Genomic DNA, 20,237 nt, shown 5'->3' with positions numbered 1-20,237 from the left:
CGAATGAATTCGCTCCCACAGTTGCTTCATGATTGATGTTCAAAAGTTTATTTTCTACGGTTTTTTGCCCCGCAAAAGCGCATTTCCCAGTCCCCCCGCACCACCCTGAATCACTCAAAAACTTTCTGAAAATAAGCGTTGTGCCATCATAAAATCGGATGTTATGTTGATAACATCATTGCGATTAACTGAATCGTATCTAACATTTTTTGCGCCTGCTGCAGGATGCTCTACGCCATGACACCTACGGACAAAAGCAGCTTCATCGATGCCCTGGAGCAGCGCTTCAGCGAGCTGACGCCGACGGGCAAGCGCATTGCCGGTTATCTGTTGGCCAATCCGCAGAAGCTGCCGTTCGAGACCGCCGACAGCATTGCCCAGCAGACCGGCACGACCGGGATTTCCGTGGGGCGATTCTTTCGCTCTCTGGGTTATCGCAATATCGATGACGTCAAACAGAGCCTGCGCGGTGACACCGGCAATACTTGGGTGCTCACCGACCGCCTCGGTGCCTTTCGTGAGGAAAGCACTCATGGCGATGCCCTGGAGCGCTCGCTCAACCGTGAGCTGGAGGCCATTCAGCATGTCTACGCTCTGGCGCGCAGTGAGGTGTTCAGCCATATCGTCGAGCGCATCCATGCCGCCGATGCGGTGTTTATCGTCGGCATCCAGACCACCCGCGGCATCCTCACCACCTTCCTGAGCCACCTGGAATACATCCGGCCCAAGGTCTACTACGTCGATGGCCTGTCCGGCACTTACGCCGAGTCGCTGAACTCCGAGTTCGCCAACCCGTACGCGATCATTGCCGACTTCCGCACCTATTCCAGCATCACCCGCACCTTCTGCGAGGTGGCCAGCCAGCAGGGTCTGCCCCTGGCCTTTGTCACCGATTTTCACTGTCCGTGGGCGCGGGATTATCCCATGGACCTGTTGCAACTCAAGTCGGACGTCGGCCAGTTCTGGGATTCCCCGGCGCCCCTGGCCTGCCTGTTCAACCTGATGGTTTCTGCCGTGGCCGAGAAATACGGCCAGCACCTGGACGAACGCCTGGCGAAGAACCGTCGCCTGCAAGAGCTGTTCGGCCAGTTTGAATAATCGATGGTGCCGCGTTGTGGGACCGGCTTCAGCCGGGAAAGCGGTATCACATATTGGAGATATAGCGTGACCAGTAACCCCCTTGTCGAAATCGACGCCCAAGCCCTGCAGGTCGAAATCGATCTGATCTATGCCGGTGCCGATAATCTGGCCGGCAAGCCGATCTATCAGGACCCGCGTTGCCTGCTGCATGTCGACGCCGAACGGTGCCTGCGCCTGGCCAGTCGTCTGGCGCGCCAGGCCGGCTACAGCCTGCGGATTTTCGACGCCTATCGGCCGCCCTATGCGCAATTGCTGTTGTGGCAGGCCTTGCCCAATCCGGAATACGTGCGTGATCCGGGCCTCGGCTCTCATCACACCCGTGGCGTGGCGGTGGACCTGACCCTGATCGATGCCGACGGCCAGCCTCTGGATATGGGCACCGGCTTCGATGACATGCGTGAGCTGTCCCACCAGTTTTTCCCGGACTTGCCCGTCGCCGTGCAGCGCAATCGCCTGTTGTTGCTGGGGATCATGCTCAGCGCCGGTTTCCGCCATATCGACAGCGAATGGTGGCACTACGAATTGCCCGATGCCGAGGACTACCCACTGATCGACGACGGTTCGATCCAGCCCGCCAGTCACTGAGCATCACCCTGAACATGACCGGGACACTCATGAATCCCGGCGTAAATCCGGCCTGACCCTGTCACCAGGGTTGGCCGTTCTCGGAACGCCACGGCGCCCGAGCTTGTACTGCCCGGTATAGCTTCAATAAAAAACCTGACGAACTTCCATTTATCGAATGATCAAGGAACCGGCATGAACCCTATCTTCACCCCGCGCAAACTGGCCATGGCATTGCTCTGCACGGCCATGGGACTCGGTGCCTGGCAGACCGCCAGCGCCGCCGTACCGCAGGACACCCTGATGATCGGCAAACCGTCCGATCCCCAGACCCTCGACCCGGCCGTGACCATCGATAACAACGACTGGGCCGTGACCTATCCGGCCTACCAGCGCCTGGTCACCTACAAAGTCGAAAACGGCGAAGGCAGTACCGAAGTCAAAGGCGAGCTGGCCGCCAGCTGGACCACCTCCGCCGACAGCCTGGTCTGGGAGTTCAAGCTCAAGCCCGGCAACAAGTTCGATGACGGCAGCGAAGTCGATGCCAACGCGGTGAAGTTCTCCTTCGACCGCGTGATGAAGCTCAAGCAAGGCCCGTCCGGCGCCTTCCCGGATGATATGGAGATCTCTGTCGTCGATCCGATGACCGTGCGCTTCACCCTCAAGTCGCCCTATGCACCGTTCCTCTCGACCCTGGCCCACAACGGTGCGGCCATCGTCAATCCGGCTGTGGCCAAGGAGGCCGGTGGTGCTGAAGCCTACCTGTCGACCCATACCGCCGGTTCCGGCGCGTTCAAGCTGACCGGCTGGCAGAAGGGTCAGACTCTGACCATGGAGCAGAACAGCTACTTCACCGGGACCAAACCGGCCCTGAAAAAAGTCGTGATCAAGATCATCGGCGAAGCCTCGGTACGTCGCTTGCAACTGGAACACGGTGACCTGGACATCATCGAAGACATGCCCCAGGACCAGCTCGAAGCCCTGGCCAAGAAGTCCGATATCGTCGTCGGTGACTACCCGTCGCTGCGCGTGACCCTGATCTACATGAACACCAAAAAGGCGCCGATGAATAACCCGGATGCGCGTCGGGCGATTGTCGATTCCCTGGATTACGACGGCATCATCAACGGCATCCTCAAGGGCAAGGCCAAGGCCATGAACGGCCCGATCCCACGCGGCATGTGGGCCTACGACAACAAGGCGCCGACCTTCAAGCAGAACGTCGAGCAGGCCAAGGCGGATCTGGCCAAGGTGCCGGAGAAAATCACCGGGCTGAACTTCATGTACTCGGACAAGGACCCGAACTGGGAGCCTATCGGCCTGACCCTGCAAGCCGGCCTGCAACCTTTGGGCATCAACCTGAAGATGGAAAAACTGGCCAACGCCACCATGCGTGAGCGCCTCAATACCGGTGACTTCGACCTGGCCATCGGTTCCTGGAGCCCGGACTTCGCCGACCCCTACATGTTCATGAACTTCTGGTTTGACTCCAAGCTGCCAGGTTTGGCCGGTAACCGTTCGTTCTACAGCAATCCGGAAGTCGACAAGCTGATCCGCGAATCGGCCGCGACCAACGACCAGGGCAAGCGCACCGAGCTGTACCACCAGGCGCAAAAGATCGTGCTCAACGACAGCGTCTACGCCTACCTGTACCAGAAGGCCTACACCTTGCCGATGCGTGAATCGGTCAAAGGCTATGTGTTCAACCCGATGCTGGAACAAGTGTTCAACATCGACACGATCACCAAGTAGTACCGCGTCATTGCGGCCACGCCCCTTTACCGTGGGGGTGGGGCCGCGCTGTACCCAATCGATGCAAGACCGAGGTGCCTGATGGCCTTCCTGAATATCCTGCGTAAACGCCTGGCCGGCCTGTTATTGGTGGTCGTCGGCGTTTCGTTGATCACCTTTGCCATATCCCACCTGATCCCCGGCGACCCGGCGCGGCTGATTGCCGGTGACCGCGCCAGCGATGCCATCGTGGCCAATATCCGCCACAACCTGGGCCTGGATCTGCCGCTGTATCAGCAATACGGGCGCTACATGCTCGACCTGCTGCACGGCGACCTGGGCACGTCGATCCGCACCAGTCGCCCGGTGCTGGAAGACTTGCAGGCGTTTTTTCCGGCGACCCTGGAGCTGGCCCTGACGGCCTTGCTGCTGTCGATTCTGATTGGCGTGCCCCTCGGCGTGCTGTCGGCGGTGTATCAAAACCGCGCCATCGACCAGTTCGCCCGCACCCTGGCCGTCACCGGCATTTCCACGCCCACCTTCTGGCTCGGCCTGGGGTTGATCGTGCTGTTCTACGGTCATCTGAACTGGCTGCCGGGCAGTGGCCGGATCGATGAAGGCATGGATGCGCCGAGTCGCATCACCGGTTTTTACCTGATCGACTCGCTGCTGGCAGGCAATCGCGAACAGTTCGTCAGCAGCCTGCAACACCTGATCCTGCCCGCTGTGACCCTGGCCTTCGTCAATCTGGGCGTGGTCGCCCGGCAGATTCGTTCGGCGATGCTCGATCAACTGGGCGAGGACTATATCCGCACGGCCCGGGCCTATGGCCTGTCGCGCTGGGCGGTGATCCTGCGCCATGCCTTGCCCAACGCCCTGATTCCTTCGGTGACGGTGCTGGGCCTGATACTCGGCGACCTGCTGTACGGCGCAGTGCTGACCGAGGCGGTGTTTGCCTGGCCGGGCATGGGCGCTTATGTGATCAAGTCGGTGCAGTCCCTGGATTTTCCGGCCGTCATGGGCTTCGCCATTGTCGTGTCCTTCATTTATGTACTGCTCAATATGGTGATCGATCTGCTGTACCGCCTGATCGATCCGCGCATCGGCGAGGTTGACTGATATGAGCGCTTCTCCCGTTCCAACCATTGTTGCCTTGCCCTCGCGCTGGCCGGAAAAACTGGCTTACCTGAGTTATCAGATCAGACGCAGCCCCATGACCATGGCCGGGCTCGCCATTACTGTGCTGGTGTTGCTGTGCATGATCTTTGCCCCGTGGCTTGCGTCCCATGACCCCAATGCCCTGAACCTGTCCCAGCGCCTGGCCGAACCGTCGGCGGCGCACTGGTTCGGCACTGACGAGGTCGGCCGCGACCTGTTCAGCCGCGTGCTGTACGGCAGCCGCCAGTCGGTGGGTGTCGGCCTGTTCGTGGCGTTCGCGTCCTGCCTGATCGGCGGCCTGCTGGGCTGTATGTCCGGGGTCATTGGCGGGCGTTTCGACAGCCTGGTCATGCGCCTGATGGACATCATGCTGTCGGTGCCGTCCCTGGTGCTGATCATGGCCCTGGCTGCGGCCCTGGGTGCCAGCCTGTTCAATGCCATGCTGGCCATCACCCTGGTGCGGATTCCGTACTACGTGAGGCTGGCTCGCGGTCAGGCCCTGAGCATCCGCCAGATGGGCTACGTCAAGGCGGCCCAGACCTTCGGTGCCGGGCGCTGGCATATCGTGCTCTGGCATGTGGCGCGCAACGCCACGCCGCCGTTGCTGGTGCAACTGAGCCTGGATATCGGCGCGGCCATCCTCATGGCGTCGGCCCTGGGCTTTATCGGCCTGGGTGCGCAACAGCCGACAGCGGAGTGGGGCGCCATGGTCGCGACCGGGCGTAACTACATTCTCGATCAGTGGTGGTACTCGACTTTTCCGGGGCTGGCGATTCTGGTCACCGCCACCGGTTTCAATTTGTTGGGCGATGGCGTACGCGATCTGCTTGACCCACGGCAGCAGGGGAAATGAGCATGAACAGTCCTGTGCTGAGTATCGACAACCTGAGTATCGAATTCCCGGCTTATCGCAGTACGGTCAAGGCGCTTAATGGCGTGTCGCTGGAGGTCAGGCCCGGCGAAATCGTCGGAGTTATCGGCGAATCCGGTTCCGGCAAATCTGTCACCGCCATGCTCAGCCTGCGCTTGCTGCCGGAGCGCAGTTACCGGGTCAGCAGCGGCAGCCTGCATATCCTCGGCCGCGACATGCTCGCCGCCCAGGAAAAGGACCTGCTCAAGGTCCGTGGTCGCGATGCGGCGATGATCTTTCAGGAGCCCATGACCGCGCTCAACCCGACCCGGCGCATCGGTCGGCAGATGACCGACGTGATCATTCATCACCAGCAACTGAGCAAGGCCGAGGCCCGGGCCAAGGCCGTCGCCCTGTTGCGTGACATGCATATCGCTGACCCGGAACAGGTGATGGACAGCTATCCGTTCGAGCTGTCCGGCGGCATGCGCCAGCGGGTGATGATCGCTTTGGCGTTCTCTTGCGATCCGCAACTGCTGATTGCTGACGAGCCGACCACGGCACTGGATGTCACGGTGCAGCGCCAGGTGTTGTTGCTGCTGAGGGAAAAAGCCCGGCAGCGGGGCACGGCGATCCTGCTGATCACCCATGACATGGCCCTGGTCTCGCAGTTCTGCGACCGCGTTTATGTGATGTACACGGGCGCCGTGGTGGAGCAGGGCATCACTGCCGAGGTTATGGCGGCACCGCAACACCCGTATACCCGCGGGCTGCTCAGCGGTCTGCCGGAGCAGGTCGAGCCCGGTCAGGAACTGATGACCATCCCCGGTCAGGTGCCGAACCTGTCGGCCTTGCCCGACGGCTGCACATTTCGTGACCGTTGCGCGTTCGCCATGACCAAGTGCAGCGAACGTCCCCCCTTGCTGGCCATCGATGCCAGCGGCCAGCGCAAGAGCGCCTGCTGGTTGAGCATGGAGAAACAGGCATCATGATCAGTGCCCCGAAACAACACGCCGGCGAACTGCCGGTGATTCTCGGCCTGGACGATGTGCGTGTGCATTACCCGGTTGGCAATGACTGGCTGGGTCGGCCCAAGGGCGTGGCCCATGCCCTCAACGGCATCGATTTGCAGGTACGCGCCGGGGAGACTCTCGGTGTGGTCGGCGAGTCCGGCTGCGGCAAGAGCACCCTGGCACAACTGTTGATGGGTCTGATCAAGCCCACCAGCGGCCAGTTGCAGTGGGTCTATAACAACCCCAGCGAACGGCGCAGCAACGTGCAGATCGTCTTCCAGGACCCGCAGTCCTCCCTCGACCCGCGCCTGCCGGTGTGGAAGGTCATCACCGAGCCGCTGTTCGTCCAGCGCGGTGCGCCGCGTCAGGAAATGCGCGAGATCGCCGCCCGGGTCGCCAGCCAGGTCGGTATTCGCAGCGAGTACATGGACCGCTTCCCGCACCAGTTCAGTGGCGGCCAGCGCCAGCGCATCGCCATTGCCCGGGCGCTGTCATCGGACCCGGACATCATCGTCCTCGACGAACCGACCTCGGCTCTGGATATCTCGGTGCAGGCGCAGATCCTCAACCTGCTGGGCGAACTGCAACGCAGCCGCGACCTGACCTATATCCTCATCTCCCACAACGTCTCGGTGGTGCGGCATATGGCCGACCGGGTGGCGGTGATGTATCTGGGGCAGATCGTCGAACTGGGCAGCGCCGCCGAAGTGCTGGAACGGCCACGCCATCCCTACACGCGCCTGCTGCTCGACGCCGTACCGCGCCTGGGCGTGGCTCTGGATGAAAGCCAGGCTTCGGCGCCGACCGAACTGCCGGGTAACCGCAGGCTGCCTTCTGGCTGCTTCTTCCGCGATCGCTGCCCCAAGGCCACGGCGGGCTGTGAAAAGCCGCAGGTGCTCAAGGCGGTAGGGGAGACGGCGGTGCGGTGTCATTTGGTGGCCTGACCGACAAACCAGACAGCAATTATCAGCATGCAATCAGCCGAGCGATAATGCTCGGCTAATTCCTACTGTAATAGTGGGGAGTTATAAGATATCTGAAGTAATTACTGCGCCATGTAGTGAGCGCTTCATCAGTCTGTGCGCGACTAAAGTAGTAGGTATTAAGTGTTTTAATATAGATTGGATCCAAGTGGCGTTTTTTGAACTGGCGTAATGCGATTTATTTACAAGCTTACTTTATATATTGGATCCATAGTTGTTCTTCAATGCACTGATCATCTTCAGAATCGCGTTTATTTTGCATTGGGTTAAATGCATAATGGCAATGTGCTCTGGTTAAAGTGATGGTGTTTAAATGTTGTCCAAAGTCGCTTCCCGGCTTGACCTGCGTCGTCTGATTTTATTATTGTCCGTGGTCGTTGCTGCTGCCACGCTGTCCAACACGCTTTATTCAACCTATCGCGTTCAGAAGGAACAGTTGATCGAGAGCACCGTCGAGGCGAACCGCGCATACGCCAGCAAACTATCCGATACGATCGATCAGTTTCTTGATTCTGCACAGCAACAGGTTTCTTTCAGCGCCAGCTTGCTCGGAAAGAGTCATTACAATCATGAAGTTGCGATATCCGAAGCCAAGCGTCTGAAGCTTCAGACCGACAGTTTCAATGCCGTCGTCATGGTCGATGCCGAGGGTAATGTCATTACCGTTTCTCCCGATACCGTTCAGGTACGCGGTGGCAAGTTGCAAACACCCGGTGCAGTTGAAGCACTGACTCAGAGGAAGCCGCTGATCAGCGAACCTTATGTGTCTGCGGCTGGCAATCTGGTGATCATCGTCTCAAGCCCGGTATTCGATGATGGCGGCACTTACCTCGGTTATGTCGGGGGCGCCATTTACTTAAAACAAAGAAGTATTCTGCACAATTTGATTGGATCCCATTTTTATCGCGACGACGCTTATGTCTATGTCGTGGACGCCAGTAAAACCATTCTTTATCACCCCGACCCAGAGCGGGTCGGCAAGACGGTGGGTGAAAATGAAGTGGTCGATAAGGTTCTCGGTGGCGAGAACGGTGGCGCGCTGGTGGTCAACTTTCTAGGCCGGGAAATGCTCGCCGGTTATTCGCCGGTCAAGTCTGTGGGCTGGGGCGTGGTGTCGCTGCAATCGGTGGAGAGGGCATTGCTGCCCATGGACAGCCTGATCTACCGCAGCATCATCGGCATTCTGCCCATGGCTGTGATCGGTATCCTTGGCATGTTCTGGTTGAGCGGTTTTATCAGTCGGCCGCTTTCGCAACTGGCTGAATGCGCGAAGAACATGCAGGCCCCCGAAACCTCGCAAAAAATCATCAGTGTGCAGTCCTGGTACTTTGAGTCTGCCCTGATTCGCAAGGCGTTGTTGCAGGGCGTCGCACTGACGCAGGCCAGAATCGTCAAGCTCAATAAAGAGGTGCAGACCGATCCACTGACCGGGCTGCTGAATCGCCGGGCGCTGTCCGCTGTGCTCGATGTTCTGCGGACTGAATACCGGCCGTTTTCGTTGGTGACCCTGGACATCGATCACTTCAAGCAAGTGAATGATCAGTACGGGCACGATGTTGGCGACGCCGTGCTGAAGAAACTGGCCGGGTTGATGCAGGCCTGTTCGAGAGACAGTGATTATGCCTGCCGGGTCGGCGGCGAAGAGTTCCTGATCCTGTTGCCTGAGGTGTCACTTGATGCGGCTTCGGAGTTTGCCGAGCGGCTGCGGGTGGCGGTGCAGCAAGACGCGATTGATATCGTCGGTTCTATCACGATCTCTCTAGGGGTCGCTCATTGGCCGGGCAGCGCCGATGACATTACGGATGTTCTCAAGGCCGCTGATGAGGAGATGTACTTGGCCAAGCAGCAGGGTCGTAACAGGGTATCGGTCAGGCCCGATAGGATAGATGCCTGAGTCCATCCTGAAACTCGCCTGAGGCGTTCATTTTGCATGCATCAAACCCTTTTATACGTAGATATTCTACGACTCCGACCGGTTGGTCAGATTAGGGTCACGTATCTTATATAGAGTAACCATTGCCCGAATCGAACATGCCTTTTGTCGAATGTTTTATTAATGACTCGACGCCATTCTGGTTTATGTGCAGTCGCTGCAGTGAGTGGTGATGTGGATCCAATTTCCTGGCTGAGTCGTTTCTGCATCCCTCCGTCAGGCGAGTTCCGGAAAATATTTAACTCCCAGCCTATCCTTTTGTCACAAGAATCCGTAAAACGCCGCTTGGCATTTGTCTTGCACGTTTGTGAGCAGAAGTACCTCCGAAGTCGATTCTTGTAATGGAAGTATCCCTATGAATAAAAGTTTGGGTTTCAGCAGGAAAATCCTGCTCGCCGCGGCTCTGGTCGTGGTCGTCGCATTTACTTGTTTTATTGTCGTGAATGACTATCGACAACGCCAAACTTTAAAAGAGAACGTTCATTCGGAACTGCAACAACTGGGCAGCCTGACCACCCTTAACATCCAGACCTGGATGGACGGGCGTATCCAGCTGCTGCAATCGATGGCCCAACAGATCGCGCTGGACGGCACCGACGTCGCCAAACTGCCCCGCGCCGTTGGCCTCAAGGCTTATGCAGACAACTTCAGCCTGAGCTATTTCGGCAGCAATGCCGGGGTGATGTTCTCGGTGCCGGCCGGTAATCGCGCGGCGGATTACGATCCACGGGCCCGTGGCTGGTATAAAGCGGCCCAGGCGGCGGCGGGAACCATTGTTACTGAACCCTACATCGCCGCCTCTTCGGGCAAGCTGGTGGTGACACTCGCTACCCCGGTCAACGTCCAGAACGCCCTGGCCGGTGTCGCTGGCGCGGACATGTCCCTGGACACCATCAGCAACACCATCAACTCGCTGAACTTCGGCGGCCATGGTTATGCGTTCATTGTCAGCGCCGACGGCAAGATTCTGGTGCACCCGGACAGCAAGCTGGTGCTGAAAAACATCAGTGAAGCCTATCCGACCAATACGCCGAAAATTGCTGCGGGTGTGAGCGAGATTGAATCTGCCGGCAAGGCGGAAATCATTTCCTTCACCCATATCGAAGGCCTGCCCTCGGCCAACTGGTATGTGGCCCTGGTGCTGGACCAGAACGCCGCCTACTCGATGCTCAGCGAGTTCCGTACCTCGGCCATCACGGCGATGGTCATCTCGGTGGTGATCATCATCCTGCTGCTGGGGCTGCTGATCCGCGTACTGATGCAGCCTTTGCACCAGATGGGCCGAGCCATGCGTGATATCGCCGACGGCGACGGCGACCTGACCAAGCGCCTGACGATCACTTCCCAGGACGAATTCGGTGCTCTGGCGCAGTCGTTCAACCACTTCGTCGAGCGTATCCACGGTTCGATCCGCGAAGTGGCGTCCACTGCCGGGCAACTGGGTGATGTGGCAATGCGTGTGGTCAAGGCGTCCAACTCGTCCATGACCAACTCTGGCGAGCAGGCCAGCCGTACTGAAAGCGTGGCCGCGGCGATCAACGAACTGGGCGCCGCTGCTCAGGAAATCGCCCAGAACGCCGCGCGTACTTCACAGCAGTCGGCCGATGCCAGCGGCCTGGCCACTGACGGCCAGAGCGTGGTGCAGCAGACCATCAAGGCGATGAACGAGCTGTCGGAGAAGATCAGCGAGTCGTGCGTCAATATCGAAAGCCTCAACGACAAGACGGTCAATATCGGTCAGATCCTTGAAGTGATCACCAGTATTTCCCAGCAGACCAACCTGCTGGCGCTCAACGCTGCCATCGAGGCCGCACGGGCCGGGGAAGCAGGGCGCGGTTTTGCCGTGGTCGCCGATGAGGTGCGCAACCTGGCGCATCGCACCCAGGACTCGGCGCAACAAGTACAGAAAATGATCGAAGAGTTGCAGGTCGGCGCCCGCAGTGCGGTGAGCACCATGACCGAAAGCCAGCGTCAGAGTGAGTCCAGCGTGACCATCGCCAACACAGCGGGCGAGCGTCTGGGCAGCGTCACCCGGCGCATCGACGAGATCAACGGCATGAACCAGTCAGTGGCCACCGCCACCGAAGAGCAGACCGCTGTGGTCGAGTCGATCAATATGGACATCACCCAGATCAACGATCTCAACCAGCGCGGCGTGGAAAACCTCAAGCTGACGCTGGATGCCTGTTCCTACCTGGAAGAGCAGGCCGCGCGTCTGCAACATCTGGTGGGTACCTTCCGCATCTAAAAGTCAGCCTTCAACCCTGCAGCCAGCCTCAGCGCTGGATGCAGGGCAGCGCTGAATACCTCACTGTGATTCAACCCGTCGAAGTTCCGATAACGGGCCTGGATACCCGGCACTTCACTGAGGTGTCGGGCAACTTCGCGATTGGCCTCGATCGGCACGGCCTCCATGGCCTTGCGCTGCTCCATCGAACCGCCGTCGAAGCTCTTGATCGGCAACTTGCCTTCCTTCGAACCGCGCATGATCAACACCTGACGCACAGGCCCGTCCTTGATGCCAGCGAAGGCCATGGCCTTGTCATAGGTCGGCGGCTGATACCACAGCGAGGCACTGGCGGCGAACCAATTGTTGAAGGCCAGGGGCTGTTCGAACAGCGCGTACAGCACAAACAAACCACCAAATGAATGGCCCCACAGGCTTTGCTGTGCCTGATCGACCGGCAAGCGTGATTGCACCAGCGGCTTGATTCGGGTCTGGATCAGCTCAAGGAAGGCGGCGGAACTGGCCCCGGTGTAGTCGCGGGTGCGCTGTTCCATATCGTAGAGGCCGTCCATTTCGTAGCCGATCATCACCAGTAGCGGTGGATTGCCGCCGTCCAGTTCCTTGAGCCAGTCTTCCTTCAGTTCCGCCAGGGCATTGTTACCGTCCAGCAGGTACATCACCGGATAACCGGCCGCAGGCGGCGCCTTGCGCGGGATGGCCAGGTCCAGACGGTAATGCAGGCTGCCGTCCGCAGAGTCCAGTTGCAGGCGTTCGAAGCGGTAGACCGAAGACTCCGGCGCGGCGCGGGCCAGCAGGGGCAGGCAACTGAGGAAGAGCAGGGGAAGGTGTTTGAGAAGGGGGAGCCAGTGCATGGAGGACCTATGAATTCGGGGTGAGGTCTTGCTGGGTAGGAGCGGATTTATCCGCGAAAGCGGTCTGTCAGACCACGGAAATGTAGCGGATGTTACGGCCCTTTCGCGAATGAATTCGCTCCCACAAGGACCTGCCGATCAAGACTTATCGTCGATGACTATGAAACATCCTGACTCAACCTTTCACAAAACGGTTACTCCCGCGTCACTGACACATCACGTCGCTGCAACATGCTCGGTCTAGTTTCGATGACACAACAAGGCGGCCATCCAGGCTGTTTTCCAGAACCTGACCGAGAAGCCCCCATGAACGCAGCTATCCATGTCGAGCATCTGAACAAGACGTTCTCCCGAAAATCCGCTTTGGTTGATCTGGCGTTGTCTATACAACAGGGCGAAATGGTGGCGTTGATCGGTGCGTCCGGTTCCGGCAAATCCACTCTGTTGCGCCACCTGGCCGGTCTGGCCTGCTGCGACCGCAACAATGGCGGTCGGGTCGAGGTGCTGGGCCGGGAAGTGCAGGCTGCCGGCCGCTTGAATGGCAAGGTGCGCCGCCTGCGTGCCGACATCGGCTATATCTTCCAGCAGTTCAACCTGGTCAATCGCCTCAGCGTGCTGGACAACGTCCTGCTCGGCGGCCTTGGGCGCATGCCGCGCTGGCGTGGCAGCCTGGGCCTGTTCAATGCGCAAGAGAAACAGCGCGCCATGGCCAATCTGGACCGCGTCGGCCTCGCCGATCTGGCCGCCCAGCGCGCCTCGACCCTGTCCGGCGGTCAGCAGCAGCGCGTCGCCATTGCCCGCGCCCTGACCCAGCAGGCCGAAGTCATTCTTGCTGACGAACCCATTGCCTCCCTGGACCCCGAGTCCGCGCGCAAGGTCATGGAAATCCTCGCCGATATCAACCGCCGCGATGGCAAGACCGTGGTGGTGACCCTGCATCAGGTCGATTACGCCATTCGCTATTGCCCACGCGCCGTAGCCCTCAAGGGCGGGCGCATTCATTTCGACGGTCGCGGTGAAGAACTCTGCGGCCAGTTCCTCAACGAGCTCTACGGCGCCGACGTCGACACCAGCCTGATGGTCGCAGGTGCCGCCTCGCGTCACGAAACCCCGGCGCCGCGCCTTGTGGCAGCGCGCTGAATCAACCCTCTGTAATCCATGAACGTATCTACAGGAGTCCTTCCATGTTGAATCGTATCGGTCGCGTATTCGCGTCTGCCGTCCTGCTGACCGGCGCACTGCTGGGCAATGCGCAGGCAGAAGAGAAAGTCATCAATTTTGGCATCATGTCCACCGAATCATCGCAGAACCTCAAGAGCATCTGGCAGCCGTTTCTCGATGACATGGGCAAGAAAACCGGGCTCAAGATCAACGCGACCTTCGCCTCTGACTATGCCGGGCTGATCCAGGGCATGCGCTTCAACAAGGTCGATGTAGCCTGGCTGGGCAATAAGGCGGCAATGGAAGCGGTGGATCGCTCCAACGGCGAAATCTTCGCCCAGACCTCGGCCGCCAATGGCGCCCCTGGCTATTGGAGCGTGCTGATCGTGCGCAAGGACAGCCCGATCAATTCCGTGGATGACATGCTCAAGAATGCCAAGAGCCTGACCTTCGGCAATGGCGATCCTAACTCTACCTCCGGCTATCTGGTGCCTGGCTATTACGTGTTCGCCAAGAACAACGTCGATGCTGCCACCGCCTTCAAACGGACCCTTAACTCCAGCCACGAAGTCAACGCCCTAAGCGTCGCCAAGGGCCAACTGGATGTCGCCACCTTCAACACCGAAAGCTGGGACCGCCTGGCTGTAACCCAACCGGACAAGGCCGCCATGCTCAAGGTGATCTGGAAGTCGCCAATCATCCCGGCCGACCCGATGGTCTGGAGCAAGTCGCTGTCCGATGACGAGAAAAACAAGATCCGCACCTTTTTCACTGACTACGGCAATACCGATGCAGAAAAGGAAGTGCTGAAGAACATGCAGATGGGCAAGTTCCTCAAGTCCTCGGATGACCAGTTGCTGACCATTCGCCAGCTCGAACTGTTCAAGCAGCGCACTGAAGTCACCGCCAGCACCGGCCTCAGCGCCGAAGAGAAGACCCAGAAGCTCAAGGATATCGATGCCGGCCTGACCAAGTTGCAGGACCGCATCAGCGAGCTGGACAAGAAGAACACCGTCAGCGCGGGGTGATTGAGCAGGCAGCACCGCTTTCTGCATTGCAGTGAGATTTTGTGGGGCGAATTGTGGGAGCGAATTCATTCGCGAAGAGGCAGGTACATTCAGCGTATCTGCTTCTCATGAACACCGCTTTCGCGAATGAATTCGCTCCCACAGGATCCGCCTCCAAAAAAGCTGCTGTGAGATCGCGCAAGACCCTTTACCGCAGCAACCGAGATCTGACTATGACCACTCACGCAGCTTCCCTGCAGGCCGTCGGCAAGCGCACCTGGCCGCAATACCTGGGCTGGGGCCTGTTTCTGGCGATGATGGCCTGGGCCTGGCATGGCGCCGAAATGAACCCACTGGCGCTGTACCGCGACTCGGGCAACATGGCGACCTTCGCCGCCGATTTCTTCCCGCCGGACTTCCACGAATGGCGCGCCTACCTCAAGGAAATGATTGTCACCGTGCATATCGCCCTGTGGGGCACCTTGCTGGCGATTGTCTGTTCCGTGCCGCTGGGCGTGCTCTGCGCCGACAACATCACGCCGTGGTGGATTCACCAGCCACTGCGCCGGGTCATGGATTCCTTTCGCTCCATCAATGAAATGGTCTTCGCCATGCTGTTCGTGGTCGCTGTCGGTCTCGGCCCGTTTGCCGGGGTCCTGGCGCTGTGGATCAGCACCACCGGAGTCCTGGCCAAGCTGTTCGCCGAAGCCGTGGAAGCCATTGATCCGGGCCCGGTCGAAGGCGTGCGTGCCACCGGCGCCAGTGCCTTGCAGGAAGTGATTTTCGGGGTGATTCCCCAGGTCATGCCGCTGTGGATTTCCTACGCGCTGTACCGCTTCGAATCCAACGTGCGCTCGGCGACGGTGGTGGGCATGGTCGGTGCCGGCGGTATCGGCGTGATTCTGTGGGAGAACATCCGCGCCTTCCAGTTCGTCCAGACCTGCGCCGTGTTGCTGGTGATCATCTGCGTGGTCAGCGTGATCGACATTTTGTCACAGCGTTTGCGCAAGCTTTTTATCTAACCATTGCCTGTAGGAGAGGGTGCCCTGAGGCACTTTTTTAAAGCATGGAATTGTCTAGACAAGCAGAACCGATTTACCGCGAGCTGGCCGACACCCTGCGCCGCGAGTTGCCTGGTTACCTGCCCGGCGACTACCTGCCTGCCGAGGTGCAACTGGCCGCACGCTTCGACGTCAACCGCCACACCATCCGCCGTGCCATCGACGAGTTGGTGCGCGAAGGCAGCGTGTTGCGCCGCCAGGGTCGCGGCACCCAGGTGCTGGAGCGGCCGCTGATTTACCCCATGGCCGTGGACAGCGCCTACAGCCAGTCGCTGTCGGCTCAGGGCATCGGCGTCGAAGCCATTCTGATCCAGCGCCAGAACTGCCTGGCCACGGTGGAGGATGCCGGGCATCTGAAACTCGAACCCGACGCACCGCTGATCGAACTGCGCACCCTGCGCAAGCTCGACGGCCAGCCGGTCAGCCTGATTCGCCACCGTTTCTGTGGCAGCCGCAGCGAACTGCTCAGTGCCTACAAGGGTGGTTCGTTGCGCCAGTACCTGGCTGCCCGAGAACTGCCGTTAAGCCGCACGTTCAGCCTGATCGGCGCACGCCTGCCGACCCGTGAAGAAGCCGACCTGCTGATGATGCCGCGGCATCTGCCCGCAGTCACCGTGCTCACCGTATCCCACGACCGCAGCGGTCAGCCGGTGGAATTGAGCCATTCCACCAGCCGCTCCGACCGCTTCCAGTATCAGGTCATCACATGATGGAGATGCCGACTATGCCACCTGAACTGCCTCACACCATCGCCGACCGGCAACGCTGGATCGGCGTGCTGGCCAAGGCCGAGGGCGCCGAACTGCGCCGTCATGAATCGGCCCTGCGTGATGCCGAATACCAGCTGATCCGCGCCCCGGAAATCGGCATGACCCTGGTCCGTAGCCGCATGGGCGGCAGCGGCGCGCCGTTCAACCTCGGCGAAATGAGCGTGACCCGTTGCGTGGTGCGCCTGGCCGACGGTCGCACCGGCTACAGCTACCTGGCCGGGCGCGACAAGGCCCGCGCTGAGCTGGCCGCCCTGGCCGACGCCCATCTGCAAGGCCCGCAGAAACAGCACTGGCTGAGCGAACTGATCGAACCCCTGGCGTTGGCACAGGCTGCGCGCCGGGCCCGCCAGGACGCTGAAACCGCTGCGACCAAAGTGGAATTCTTCACCCTGGTCAGAGGAGAGAACTGATGAGTGCAACCCTGCTGCAACCGGCATTTGCCGACCCGGCGCTGGACGCCCAGCGCAGTTTTCGCGTGGCCCTCAAGGCCCTGGCCGGCCCAGGTGTGACCCATTGCCTGCAACCGGCTCATCAGCCACCGGCCTTGCCGGGCCTGGCCGCCGCCACCCACGCCCTGTGTCTGGCCCTGCTGGACTTGGACACCCCGCTGTGGCTGGCCCCGGCCTTCGACACCCCGGCGATTCGCGCCAACCTGTCGTTCCATTGCGGTTGCCCGATCGTCGGCGACCGGCAGAACGCACGCTTTGCCTTGCTCGACGAAAACCAGTTGAGCGACCTCAGCGGCTTCGATCTGGGCAATGACCGCTATCCCGATCAGTCCTGCACCTTGCTGATCCAGTTGCCGAGCCTCAATGGTGGCCGCACTTTGAGCTGGCGCGGGCCGGGCATCCAGTATGAAAACCGCGTGGCATTGCCGCTGCAGGACAGCTTCTGGCAGCAACGCGGGCTGCACAACGACTTTCCCCGTGGCCTGGATGTGTTTTTCCTGGCAGGCAGCGAACTGCTCGGCCTGCCGCGCAGCACCCGTGTAGAGGAGGGCGCCTGATGTATGTCGCCGTCAAGGGTGGCGAACAAGCCATCGATAACGCCCACCGCCTGCTGGCCAAGCAACGCCGGGGCGATCTTTCCGTTGCCGAACTGGATGTCGAACAGATCCGTCAGCAACTGCCCCTGGCCGTGGCCCGGGTCATGACCGAGGGTTCGCTGTACGACGAACAATTGGCCGCACTGGCAATCAAGCAGGCCGCAGGCGACCTGATCGAAGCCATCTTCCTGCTGCGTGCCTACCGCACCACCTTGCCGCGCTTCAATGCCAGCTTGCCGCTGGACACCGGCGCCATGCAGCTCAAGCGGCGTCTGTCCGCGACCTTCAAAGACCTGCCGGGCGGGCAACTGCTCGGCCCGACCTTTGACTACACCCACCGCCTGCTGGATTTCAGCCTGCTGGCCGAAGGTGAGTTTCCGGGGCCGCAGGTGAAGGAGGGGGCAGCCCCGGAAAGCTGCCCGCGCGTGCTGGACCTGCTGGCCAAGGAAGGCCTGATCAAGGAAGAGCACGACCATGGCGCCGCCGTGGCCGATATCACCCGCGAGCCCATCGAGTACCCGGCCGACCGTGCCCAGCGCCTGCAGGCTCTGGCCCGTGGCGACGAAGGCTTCCTGCTGGCCCTGAGTTATTCGACCCAGCGCGGCTACGGGCGCAATCACCCCTTTGCCGGGGAGATTCGCATCGGTGAAGTGGACGTGTGGATCGAACCGGACGAGTTGGGTTTCCCCATCGCCATCGGCAGCCTGGAAGTGACCGAGTGCGAGATGGTCAACCAGTTCGTCGGCAGCGGCGACGAGCCCGCGCAGTTCACCCGCGGCTACGGCCTGGCCTTCGGGCATGCCGAGCGCAAGGCCATGGCCATGGCGCTGGTTGACCGCTCTTTGCGCGCCGAGGAATACAACGAAGAAATCCAGTCCCCGGCGCAGCAGCAGGAGTTTGTCCTGGCTCACTGCGACAACGTAGAGGCGGCCGGTTTTGTCTCCCATCTCAAGCTGCCGCACTACGTTGATTTCCAGGCGGAACTGGAGCTGATCCGCAAGTTGCGCAACCCCGTCGGCCCTGCCGACAAGGAGCCCAAGCCATGAATGCCTACAATCCGCCGCGTCAGGAGCGCGACGAAGCCTATAACTTCGCCTACCTGGACGAGCAGACCAAACGCATGATCCGCCGCGCCTTGCTCAAGGCCGTGGCCATTCCCGGTTACCAGGTGCCGTTCGGCGGCCGTGAGATGCCGTTGCCCTATGGCTGGGGCACCGGCGGCATGCAACTGACCGCCGCGATCCTCGGTGCCGAAGACGTACTCAAGGTCATCGACCAGGGCGCCGATGACACCACCAATGCTGTGTCGATCCGCCGCTTCTTCGCCCGCACCGCCGGCGTCGCCACCACCGAGCGCACCCCCGATGCGACGGTGATCCAGACCCGCCACCGCATTCCGGAAACACCCCTGCATGCCGATCAGATCATGGTCTATCAGGTGCCGATTCCCGAGCCGCTGCGCTTTATCGAACCCTCGGAAAACGAAACCCGCACCCTGCATGCGCTGAATGATTACGGGGTGATGCACGTCAAGCTGTACGAGGACATCGCTACCTTCGGCCACATCGCTACCGCTTACGCCTACCCGGTGATGGTGGACGGGCGCTACGTGATGGACCCGTCGCCGATTCCCAAATTCGACAACCCGAAGCTCGATATGAGCCCGGCGTTAATGCTGTTCGGTGCGGGCCGGGAAAAGCGCCTGTATGCCGTACCGCCCTACACCCAGGTGGCGAGCCTGGACTTCGAGGATCACCCCTTCGAAGTGCAGCGTTGGGAACAGAGCTGCGCCATCTGCGGCAGTCACGATTCCTTCCTCGACGAACTGATCCTCGACGATGCCGGGACCCAGAGCTTCGTCTGCTCGGATACCGACTACTGCGCCCAGCGCGTCGAGACCCTCAAGGAGCGCCCATGAACAGCATGATCAAGCCAAGGCTCAAGGTTGAGCCGTTGTTGCGGGTGCGCGACCTGACCCGGCTGTACGGCCCGGAAAAGGGCTGTGACGGCGTCGGTTTCGAGCTGTACCCAGGCGAAGTGCTGGGCATCGTTGGCGAGTCCGGTTCGGGCAAGTCCACCTTGCTGTCGCTGCTCAGCGGCCGCTGCCCGCCGGATCGCGGCGGCATCGATTACCGGCGCAGCGACGGTCGCTGGCTCGACTTGTACAGCGCCAGCGAAGCCGAGCGCCGCACTTTGTTAAGGACCGAGTGGGGCTTCGTTGAGCAAAGCCCCCGCGACGGCCTGCGCATGGGCGTGTCGGCCGGGGCCAATATCGGCGAGCGGCTGATGGCCCAGGGCGTGCGCAATTACCAACAGCTGCGCAACGCCGGGATCGACTGGTTGAGCCAGGTGGAAATTGACCCGCTGCGCATCGACGACCTGCCACGGACTTTCTCCGGTGGCATGCAGCAACGCCTGCAGATCGCCCGCAACCTGGTGTCGAACCCGCGCCTGGTGTTCATGGATGAGCCTACCGGCGGCCTCGATGTGTCGGTGCAGGCACGCCTGCTCGACCTGCTGCGCGGACTGGTGCGTGAGCTGGATCTGGCGGTGGTGATCGTCACCCACGACCTGGCCGTGGCCCGGCTGCTGGCCGACCGGCTGATGGTCATGCGCCGCTCCCGCGTGGTGGAGAGCGGCCTGACCGACCAGATCCTCGACGACCCGCAGCATCCGTATTCGCAACTGCTGGTTTCTTCGGTACTGCAACCGTGAACCGGCC

19 protein-coding genes are annotated in these 20,237 nt (G+C 60.5%); 18 read left to right on the top strand and 1 reads right to left on the bottom strand.

What is annotated here, in order from left to right; all coding sequences use genetic code 11:
• The first annotated feature begins 237 nt into the window (after positions 1-237).
• The 9 genes from M2401_RS28100 to M2401_RS28060 all read left to right on the top strand — a co-directional run bounded on the left by M2401_RS28100 (position 238) and on the right by M2401_RS28060 (position 11,620).
• Positions 238-1,098, top strand: coding sequence for a MurR/RpiR family transcriptional regulator (locus tag M2401_RS28100; protein WP_259108709.1), 861 nt, complete (start codon positions 238-240; stop codon positions 1,096-1,098).
• Between the two features lie 66 nt (positions 1,099-1,164).
• On the top strand, positions 1,165-1,725 hold the full coding sequence (gene ddpX, locus M2401_RS28095; RefSeq protein ID WP_259108707.1) for a D-alanyl-D-alanine dipeptidase: 561 nt from the start codon (positions 1,165-1,167) through the stop codon (positions 1,723-1,725).
• A 174-nt stretch (positions 1,726-1,899) separates the two neighbouring features.
• The gene (locus tag M2401_RS28090; protein WP_259108705.1) at positions 1,900-3,456 is read left to right on the top strand and encodes an ABC transporter substrate-binding protein; all 1,557 of its coding nucleotides are present in this window, start codon (positions 1,900-1,902) and stop codon (positions 3,454-3,456) included.
• Between the two features lie 81 nt (positions 3,457-3,537).
• Positions 3,538-4,554 carry an ABC transporter permease gene (locus M2401_RS28085; protein ID WP_259108703.1) on the top strand — a complete coding sequence of 339 codons (1,017 nt, stop codon included), beginning with the start codon at positions 3,538-3,540 and terminating at the stop codon, positions 4,552-4,554.
• A gap of 1 nt (position 4,555) precedes the next feature.
• The gene (gene ddpC, locus M2401_RS28080; RefSeq protein ID WP_259108701.1) at positions 4,556-5,446 is read left to right on the top strand and encodes a D,D-dipeptide ABC transporter permease; all 891 of its coding nucleotides are present in this window, start codon (positions 4,556-4,558) and stop codon (positions 5,444-5,446) included.
• A 2-nt stretch (positions 5,447-5,448) separates the two neighbouring features.
• Positions 5,449-6,435 carry an ABC transporter ATP-binding protein gene (locus tag M2401_RS28075; protein ID WP_409033998.1) on the top strand — a complete coding sequence of 329 codons (987 nt, stop codon included), beginning with the start codon at positions 5,449-5,451 and terminating at the stop codon, positions 6,433-6,435.
• Positions 6,432-7,400, top strand: a complete 969-nt coding sequence (locus M2401_RS28070) for an oligopeptide/dipeptide ABC transporter ATP-binding protein (protein ID WP_259108697.1) — start codon at positions 6,432-6,434, stop codon at positions 7,398-7,400. Before M2401_RS28075 ends, M2401_RS28070 begins: the two co-directional genes overlap by 4 nt.
• A gap of 352 nt (positions 7,401-7,752) precedes the next feature.
• Positions 7,753-9,333, top strand: coding sequence for a sensor domain-containing diguanylate cyclase (locus M2401_RS28065; RefSeq protein ID WP_259108695.1), 1,581 nt, complete (start codon positions 7,753-7,755; stop codon positions 9,331-9,333).
• A 394-nt stretch (positions 9,334-9,727) separates the two neighbouring features.
• A complete protein-coding gene (locus M2401_RS28060) occupies positions 9,728-11,620 on the top strand; it encodes a methyl-accepting chemotaxis protein (RefSeq protein WP_259108693.1) in 1,893 nt (630 codons plus the stop codon).
• Here the strand turns inward: M2401_RS28060 and M2401_RS28055 are convergent.
• On the bottom strand, positions 11,617-12,471 hold the full coding sequence (locus M2401_RS28055) for an alpha/beta hydrolase (protein ID WP_259108691.1): 855 nt from the start codon (positions 12,469-12,471) through the stop codon (positions 11,617-11,619). The two genes, M2401_RS28060 and M2401_RS28055, sit on opposite strands and share 4 nt — an antisense overlap.
• A 306-nt stretch (positions 12,472-12,777) precedes the next feature.
• Between M2401_RS28055 and phnC the strand changes: the two genes are divergently transcribed.
• The 9 genes from phnC to phnK all read left to right on the top strand — a co-directional run bounded on the left by phnC (position 12,778) and on the right by phnK (position 20,230).
• The gene (gene phnC / locus M2401_RS28050; RefSeq protein ID WP_259108689.1) at positions 12,778-13,611 is read left to right on the top strand and encodes a phosphonate ABC transporter ATP-binding protein; all 834 of its coding nucleotides are present in this window, start codon (positions 12,778-12,780) and stop codon (positions 13,609-13,611) included.
• A 44-nt stretch (positions 13,612-13,655) separates the two neighbouring features.
• Positions 13,656-14,660, top strand: a complete 1,005-nt coding sequence (gene phnD, locus M2401_RS28045; protein WP_259108687.1) for a phosphonate ABC transporter substrate-binding protein — start codon at positions 13,656-13,658, stop codon at positions 14,658-14,660.
• Between the two features lie 212 nt (positions 14,661-14,872).
• Positions 14,873-15,661 (top strand): phosphonate ABC transporter, permease protein PhnE, encoded by a 789-nt coding sequence (gene phnE / locus M2401_RS28040; protein WP_259108685.1) that lies wholly within the window; start codon positions 14,873-14,875, stop codon positions 15,659-15,661.
• 44 nt (positions 15,662-15,705) lie between these two features.
• Entirely contained in the window at positions 15,706-16,410 is a 705-nt protein-coding gene (gene phnF / locus M2401_RS28035; protein ID WP_259108683.1) for a phosphonate metabolism transcriptional regulator PhnF, read from the top strand.
• A 14-nt stretch (positions 16,411-16,424) separates the two neighbouring features.
• Positions 16,425-16,880: a phosphonate C-P lyase system protein PhnG gene (gene phnG, locus M2401_RS28030; RefSeq protein WP_259108681.1), complete on the top strand. Its 456-nt coding sequence runs from the start codon at positions 16,425-16,427 to the stop codon at positions 16,878-16,880.
• Positions 16,880-17,476 carry a phosphonate C-P lyase system protein PhnH gene (gene phnH / locus M2401_RS28025; protein WP_259108680.1) on the top strand — a complete coding sequence of 199 codons (597 nt, stop codon included), beginning with the start codon at positions 16,880-16,882 and terminating at the stop codon, positions 17,474-17,476. The genes phnG and phnH overlap by 1 nt, the downstream gene beginning before the upstream one ends.
• Positions 17,476-18,561, top strand: coding sequence for a carbon-phosphorus lyase complex subunit PhnI (locus M2401_RS28020; protein ID WP_259108678.1), 1,086 nt, complete (start codon positions 17,476-17,478; stop codon positions 18,559-18,561). Before phnH ends, M2401_RS28020 begins: the two co-directional genes overlap by 1 nt.
• Positions 18,558-19,433 carry an alpha-D-ribose 1-methylphosphonate 5-phosphate C-P-lyase PhnJ gene (locus M2401_RS28015; protein ID WP_259108668.1) on the top strand — a complete coding sequence of 292 codons (876 nt, stop codon included), beginning with the start codon at positions 18,558-18,560 and terminating at the stop codon, positions 19,431-19,433. The genes M2401_RS28020 and M2401_RS28015 overlap by 4 nt, the downstream gene beginning before the upstream one ends.
• Complete coding sequence (gene phnK / locus M2401_RS28010) at positions 19,430-20,230, top strand: phosphonate C-P lyase system protein PhnK (protein WP_259108666.1); 801 nt, start codon at positions 19,430-19,432, stop codon at positions 20,228-20,230. Before M2401_RS28015 ends, phnK begins: the two co-directional genes overlap by 4 nt.
• The last annotated feature ends 7 nt before the right edge of the window (positions 20,231-20,237 follow it).

It is taken from the genome of Pseudomonas sp. JUb42 (assembly GCF_024807945.1).
GTDB lineage: Bacteria > Pseudomonadota > Gammaproteobacteria > Pseudomonadales > Pseudomonadaceae > Aquipseudomonas.
This window is presented reverse-complemented; position numbering and strand designations above follow the sequence as displayed.